4 protein-coding genes are annotated in these 6,857 nt (G+C 71.8%); 2 read left to right on the plus strand and 2 right to left on the minus strand.

What is annotated here, in order from left to right; all coding sequences use genetic code 11:
• Window positions 1-213 precede the first annotated feature (213 nt).
• On the minus strand, window positions 214-858 hold the full coding sequence (locus Adu01nite_RS22080; protein WP_239132613.1) for a response regulator: 645 nt from the start codon (window positions 856-858) through the stop codon (window positions 214-216).
• Between the two features lie 100 nt (window positions 859-958).
• Window positions 959-3,553 carry a sensor histidine kinase gene (locus Adu01nite_RS22085; protein WP_203728820.1) on the minus strand — a complete coding sequence of 865 codons (2,595 nt, stop codon included), beginning with the start codon at window positions 3,551-3,553 and terminating at the stop codon, window positions 959-961.
• Window positions 3,554-3,677: 124 nt separating this feature from the next.
• Here Adu01nite_RS22085 and Adu01nite_RS22090 point away from each other — a divergent pair, with 124 nt between their 5' ends.
• Window positions 3,678-4,679: a CPBP family intramembrane glutamic endopeptidase gene (locus Adu01nite_RS22090; protein ID WP_203728821.1), complete on the plus strand. Its 1,002-nt coding sequence runs from the start codon at window positions 3,678-3,680 to the stop codon at window positions 4,677-4,679.
• Between the two features lie 268 nt (window positions 4,680-4,947).
• On the plus strand, window positions 4,948-6,693 hold the full coding sequence (locus Adu01nite_RS22095; RefSeq protein WP_203728822.1) for an alpha/beta hydrolase: 1,746 nt from the start codon (window positions 4,948-4,950) through the stop codon (window positions 6,691-6,693).
• The last annotated feature ends 164 nt before the right edge of the window (window positions 6,694-6,857 follow it).

Raw genomic sequence — 6,857 nt, forward strand, 5'->3', positions numbered from 1 at the left:
ATCCAACATCCCCCGCGCGTCGCCGGGAAGACTCACCAGAGAGCTTTCGCGGTCGGATCCCGGCGGTGCAATCACCGGGGCGACCCGGCCCGGATCCCGGCGCCTGCATCCCGTCAGCGCGGTCAGTGCGATCAGCCCGACGGCACAATCAGCCCGGCAGCCCGGCAGCCCGGCAGCCCGGCAGCCCGGCAGCCCGGCAGCCCGGCAGCGCGATCAGCGCGGTCGGACCAGGCCCAGGTCGTAGGCGACGATTGTGGCCTGCACCCGGCTGGCGACTCCCAGCTTCGAGAGCAAGGCGTTCACGTGTGCCTTTACCGTGCCCACGCCGATGCCGAGTTCGCCGCCGATCTCCGCGTTGGACAGTCCGCGGGCGATGCCGTGCAGCACCTCTCGCTCGCGTGGGGTGAGGGCCGCCAGGCGCGGGTCGGCCTCCGGCGCGGCGGTCACCGCGCCCGCCGCGAACGCGTCGATCAGGCGCCTGGTGACCACCGGGCTGAGCATCGCCTCCCCCGCCGCGACCAACCGGATGGCGGCGACCAGTTCGGCCGGTTCGGCGTCCTTCAGCAGGAACCCGGACGCGCCGGCCTTGAGCGCCCGGAAGACATCGGCATCCTGGTGGAACGTGGTCAGGACCAGCACTTTCGGCGGGTTCGGAATCGCGGCGAGCCGCTCGGTGGCGGCCAGGCCATCCATCCCCGGCATCCGCACATCCATCAGGACGACATCCGGTTCAGCGGTCGCGGCCAGGCCGATCGCGGCGGCGCCGTCCCCGGCTTCACCGACGACTTCGAAGTCATCCTGCGACCCGACGATGGCCGCGAGACCTGCCCGCACCATGAGCTGGTCGTCCACGATCATCACTCGGACGGCGATGGCGGCACCTCCCTGCACGGGGCCGCCCGCCTGGCAGCCCTCATTCCGGCGACTCGATCGTAGGGGCCGCCGCGCTGGGGGCGGGTCAGGAGGGAGGTTCCGGCTCGCCGGAGATCGCAGACTCGAGACGAGAGATCGGCACCGGCGACACGGACGTGAGCAAGATCGGCGCAGTCGAGGCAGACGACATCGGCTCAAGGCCGGGCGACACCGGTGCAGCGGAGGCAAAGGCGACCGGCTCAGAGCCGACCGGAATCGGCGCAGCCGAGGCAGGCGCGACCGGCCCAGAGGGAGACGCCACCAGCGCAGCAGAAGCAGATGGGAGCAGCTCAGAGCCGACCGCAATCGGCGCAGCCGGGGCAGGTGGGATCGGCTCAGGCTCGAGCGCGATCGGCGCAGCCGGGGCAGGTGGGATCGGCTCGGGCGCGGGCGCGATCGGCGCAGCCGAAGTAGGTGGGGTCGGGTTGAGGGTGGGTGTGGTGGGAAGGCCGGGGGCGGTTGTGGGCGGGGGTGGGGTGCGGGCGAGGCCGTCGAGCAGGGCTCGCATGGCGGCCAGCGCGTGGCGGGCGGCGGTGACCACGGCCGGTAGGTCGTTCTGTTCCGCGGCGGCCGGGACCTGGGCGGCGTGCTGGAGGACGGCTTCGCGTAGGCCGGTCGCTACCCGGGAACGCTCGTCTCGGGCCTGGCAGGAGGCTCGGGTCAGGGCCGCTTCGACCTGGCCCTCCTCGCGGGCGTGGCGGCGGTCTCGGCGGCGGCGGGTCAGGTGGCCGGCCAGCCAGCTCAGGCCGGCCGGGAAGGCCAGCAAGTGGGCGAGGATCACGGTCAGGACGGCGGCGGCCACGTAACGGCCCGCGGTGGTCGGCTCGTCCGGCGCGGGGATCGCCGGTAGGTCCAGCGCGACCAGGGCGCCCAGGGCCAGTGCGGACGAGACGGCGGACGCCGCGGCGGCCAGCCAGGTCAGCGTCGGGCGGGTTCCCCACGCGGCCACCGCGTAGACCGCGGCGAACTCCGCGCCGGCGCTGAAGATGAACAACCAGGCGGTGCCGGGTGGGGGCACGCCCAAACCGACCAGCAGTGGGCCCAGCCAACTGGTGGCGGCCACAGCTGCCAGCACGGACCAGGGGTGGGTGCGGCGCCAGAGCAGGGGCGCGGTGTGGGCGAGCCCGGCCAGCACGATCAGAACCGTTGCGGTGCGGGTGACGCCGTTTTCCTCGACGGCCAGCGCGAGACTGCTCAGCGGCATCACCAGCAGGAGGGCGATCAGCACCAGGTCGAGGGCCACCGGGCTCCACTGGCGACCGCCGGCTGCCGGCGGCACCGGAGTGAGTGGCAGGACGGCCCGCACCCGCCAGCCACCGTCGTCACGCCGACCGGCCGACACCGTGCCGCCGATCGCGGCCGCCCGCTCGCGCATGCCGAGCACGCCACGACCACCACTCAAACCGGCAACGACCGGGCCGTCCGGCGAACCGTCGTCGTCGATGATCAGCTCGGCCTGATCCGCGGCTGACCGCGACGACGCGGAGCCGGTGACTGCCGAGCCAGTGGCTGCGGAATCGATCGCCGCGGGAACGAAGGCCGCCGGGGCGACGGCTTCAGATTTGGGGGCCGAGGAGCCGATAGCCCCCGCGGAGATGGCTGAAGAGCCAACGCCCGCAGAGCCGGCGGCCGCGGAACCCGCGGAGGTGGTCGCGCCCGCGGAGGTGGTGGCTTCCGGGACGGAGGCTGCGGCGGAGTTGAGGGCGGCGGCTGCGGCAGGGGACGGTGTGTAGCGCAATGAGAGGCGGACCGGGCGGCCTGGGGCGTAGCGCAACGTGTTGGTCAGGGCCTCTCGGGCTATGCCGTAGACGGTCTCGGCGATCGCCGGTGGCGGGTCGCCCGGCGGGAGGTCGGTCGTCATCGGCTGGCCCAGCCGGCGGAACGCCTCGGCCAGGTCGGTCAGGCGCAGGGCCGGGTCGGGTGGGAGTTCGTCGGCGGGGAGCATCGCGACCAGGCGATGCAGGGCCGTTACCGTCTCCCGGCCGGTGCGGGCGGCGAACGACAGGGCCTCGGGGCGCAGCTCGGGGCGCTGGGCGGTGAGCAACTCGGCGGCGGAGGCGTTGATGACGATCGAGGTCAGGTGGTGGGCGGTCACGTCATGGAGCTCGCGGGCCAGACGGCGGCGCTCGGCGGCGGCCGCCATCCGCTCGGCCTCCTCGGCCTCGGCCAGGCGGCGGGCGGCCTCGGCGCGGGCATGGACCCATCGGCCGCGATGCCGGCCGAGCGCGGCGACCACGGCGTAGACGGCGACGATCAGGAGCACGAAATACGGATATTCCTCGTCGACGCCCTCGTCGGCGGCCGTGACCACGGATTGGAGCAGGATCGTGCCGGCCAGCGCGATCGCGGTGGTGCGGCCGGAGCGGCGGGCGGCGACGCTGAACAGGGCCACGATGTCGGCGGCGCCCAGCACCGCCAGGGCGCCGGGTGGGCCGGCCGGCACGCCGGCGGCGATGGCCACGCCGACGACGATCAGCGTGAGCACCGGGCGGGTGCGCCGCCACAGCAACGCCGCGCCGATCGTCAGGGCGGTCACGACCAGCACGGACGTCTGCAGCGGGCGCAACGGCTCGCGCGGCCACAGCGCGAACTGGGCCGCGACGAGCATCACCGGCAGCAGCCAGGTCGTCCATCGGGTCATGCGGGACAGGTTAGGGGGAGGGCGTCTCGGGCGGGGACCGACCTTGGTCTATAACTTTGGTCGAAGGCAATTTCAGACCCTGGTCCGATTCGCTCGACCATCCTCGGCGGACACACTTTCCGGCATGTCGAGCTATCACCGCCTCGTCCGTGCCAAGCCCTCCCGCACCGTGTTGGGCACGCTGTTCATCGTGCTCGCCACGGCCTTCCTCGCCATCGCCGGTTTCCTGCTGGTCACCGCGGCCGCCACGATCGCCGGTCGGCCGGACGGTCCGGACGAGGTGCCGAGCTTCGGCGAGCTGGCCGATCTGGCCCTCGCCTTCCTGATGATCGCGGCGCTGCTGCCGGCCACCCTGGCCGCGGCCCGATGGGTCCAGCACCGGCCGGCGGGCACGCTGTCCTCGGTCACCGGGCGGCTGCGATGGCGCTGGCTGCTGAGGTGCCTGCCGGTGGCGGCGGTCGCGGTGGTGCTGCTCCTGGCGGGTGGCACGGCGTTCGCGGCGGCGACCGGGGTCGACGCCGGGTTGAGCGACGCCGAGCTGGCCGGCTGGGGGCCGTTCCTGCTGTCGATGGCGGTGTTCGTGCTGGTGGTGCCGCCGCAGGCGGCCGCCGAGGAGTATGTGATGCGCGGCTGGCTGCTGCAGGCGGTGGGTTCGTGGTGCCGCGGCCCGTGGCTGCCGATCGGCGTGCAGGCCGTGGTGTTCGCCGCCCTGCACGGGTGGGGCACCCCGTGGGGGTTCGCCGACCTGGTGATGTTCGGGCTGGTGGCGGGCTGGCTGACGGTGCGGACCGGTGGCCTCGAGGCGGCGATCGCGCTGCACGTGGCGAACAACCTGATCAGCAGCGTGGTGGCGGCCGCCCTGGGTGACCTGGGGATGGACGAGACGGCGGCGGACATGCCGTGGCAGTTCGCGGTGATCGACGTTCCGGTGCTCCTGGCGTACGCCTGGGTGGTCGTGCGGCTGGCCCGCGGAGCGGGCGTCGCCACCGAAAGCAGCGTCGAGCCCTGTGATCGCGTCCCTCCGCCACGCGGTCCCGAGGCCGAGACCGGCCTGGCGGATCACCGGGAGGACCCTCAGGACAGCAGCAACCGCCACCTGTCACCCAGTTCGTCGGCTCGGCGATGAGAGGTTGCGGGGCGCCACTTTCGAAAGCCCGCGAAAACCCGGGGTCGCGGCAAGTTCGGCACATTTTCGAACATGGACGAGCAACTTGCGTCAAGGCCGTCACAGGCAGGGCAAAGGATTGGCCTGCACAGCCGTTGACATCGGTCACGATTGTTGCGAGTGTTCGACCATCGTGTTTCGTGTTTGATTTTGTGCACACTCGCGGCATCGGCAAGGAGCCACTCCCATGTCACGTACCAAATTTCCTCAGCAAATAGGCCCTCGCCTCATGCTGGCCGTCGCCCTCGTGGCCGGCTCGGCGTTCGCAGTGACCGCCGGTGAGCCCGCCCTCGCCACCGGCGGCGGCGACACCAGCTGCGCCACCACCGGCTCGGTCGACTTCGGATTCGATCTGGCCGGCGACGGCTGGAAGTTCTCCACCGGCGACGACCTCGCCTGGGCCGCCCCCACGTTCGCCGACACCGACTGGAAGTCGTGGACGGTCCCGGACAACTGGAACAACGACGCCACCCTGGCCAAGTACGACGGGTACGCGTGGTATCGCAAGACGTTCACGCTGCCGGCCCGGCCGGCCGGGGTCACCGACTCGACGATCGTGGCCGCGCTCGGGCAGATCGACGACGCCGACCAGACCTTCCTGAACGGCACCGAGATCGGCAAGACCGGCGGCTTCCCGCCCAACTTCGACTCCACGTGGGAGGTCCCGCGGGAGTACTACCCGGCGGACGGCCTGCTCAACTGGGGCGGCAGCAACACCGTCGCGGTCCGGATGTATGACGGGACGGGCGGCGGCGGCTTCTACGCGGGCCCGATCGGCCTCTACACCAAGGCGCACCTGCGGGCGCTGAGTGGCATCACCGGTAAGGCTGCCACCAAGACCCAGCTGGCCTACGCCTGCGCGATCCTCAACAAGCAGCACCGCGCCATCGCCACCGGTGACGTGCGCAGCTACGCGTCGACGCTGGCCGACGGCTTCTTCCACCAGGGCGACACCGCCGACCGGCGACTGTCCGAGGTGAAGGGCTGGATCAGCCAGAAGAAGAAGATCACGCTGACCGACGCGCAGGCCGAGGTCTTCGTGGACAGCCAGGGCCGGATCGTGGTCGACACCATCCGCAGCTGGAGCGCGACCGACGGCACCGAACTGCTGCCGGCCACCCGCGAATTCCTCTACCTCGACCCGCGCAAGAACGTCGAGCTGGGCGACCACGCGCGGTTCTTCCGGGACAGCTACGTCTCGACGGCGATGAGTCGCCGGGTTCAGTTCAACGTGTACCTGCCGAAGGGCTACACCCGCACCACGGCGAAGCGCTTCCCGGTCGTCTACATGCTGAACGGCTTCAACGGCAGCAACATCGAGTGGGAAGCCCGGGACATCGACACCGTCCTGGACAAGCTGATCAAGGACAAGGGCCTCGAGGAGACCATCGTGGTCTTCCCGGACGGCGGCAGCGGGTGGTATGTGGACACCTCGGCCGGCAACTACAAGACGATGATCGTCGGGGAGATCGTGCCGATGGTCGACAAGCAGTACCGGACGATCTCCGACCGCGAGCACCGCGGGATCACCGGCGTCTCGATGGGTGGCCAGGGCGCGTTCACGCTCGGGCTGGGCCGGCCCGACCTGTTCAGCTCGATCGCCAGCCACATCGGCGCGCTGAGCCTGCCACCGCTGGTCGGCACGCCCGCCGAGCAGGCCGCGAACGCGAACCTGCAGCCGATCAAGATGGTCACCGCGATGACGGCGGCCCAGCTCAACGAGCACACGTACTACTTCGACGGCGGAGATCAGGACGAGTACGGCTTCGGCACCGCGGCCAAGAACATGAGCGTGGCGCTGGCGTCGAAGGGGGTCAAGCACGACTACCAACTGGGCGCGGGCAACCACGCCGACTCGTACTGGATGCCGAAGCTGGACCGGTCGTTCGGGCTGCACAGCGACCAGTTCCGGGCGCACCCGTACAACCAGAAGCGGGAGCCGCACCAGACCCCGTCCCCCTACGTCTGGCCGTAGCCAGAACCGCCGGGGCCCAGGCAAACGCCGGGGCCCCGGCCCAGGCCGGGCGCAAGCGGCCCGGCAACGCGGGCCGGGCGCGAGCAGGCCGGGCGCGAGCAGGCCGGGCGCGAGCAGGCCGGGCGCGAGCAGGCCGGGCGCGAGCAGGCCGGGCGCGAGCAGGC

Source organism: Paractinoplanes durhamensis, from assembly GCF_016862175.1.
GTDB classification, from domain to species: domain Bacteria; phylum Actinomycetota; class Actinomycetes; order Mycobacteriales; family Micromonosporaceae; genus Actinoplanes; species Actinoplanes durhamensis.

Bases quoted from the DNA above. Each gene is read 5' to 3' on its own strand.
- Adu01nite_RS22085 (WP_203728820.1), bottom strand. From the start codon at position 3,553: ATGACCCGATGGACGACCTGGCTGCTGCCGGTGATGCTCGTCGCGGCC.
- Adu01nite_RS22095 (WP_203728822.1), top strand. From the start codon at position 4,948: ATGCTGGCCGTCGCCCTCGTGGCCGGCTCGGCGTTCGCAGTGACCGCC.
- Adu01nite_RS22090 (WP_203728821.1), top strand. From the start codon at position 3,678: ATGTCGAGCTATCACCGCCTCGTCCGTGCCAAGCCCTCCCGCACCGTG.
- Adu01nite_RS22080 (WP_239132613.1), bottom strand. From the start codon at position 858: ATGATCGTGGACGACCAGCTCATGGTGCGGGCAGGTCTCGCGGCCATC.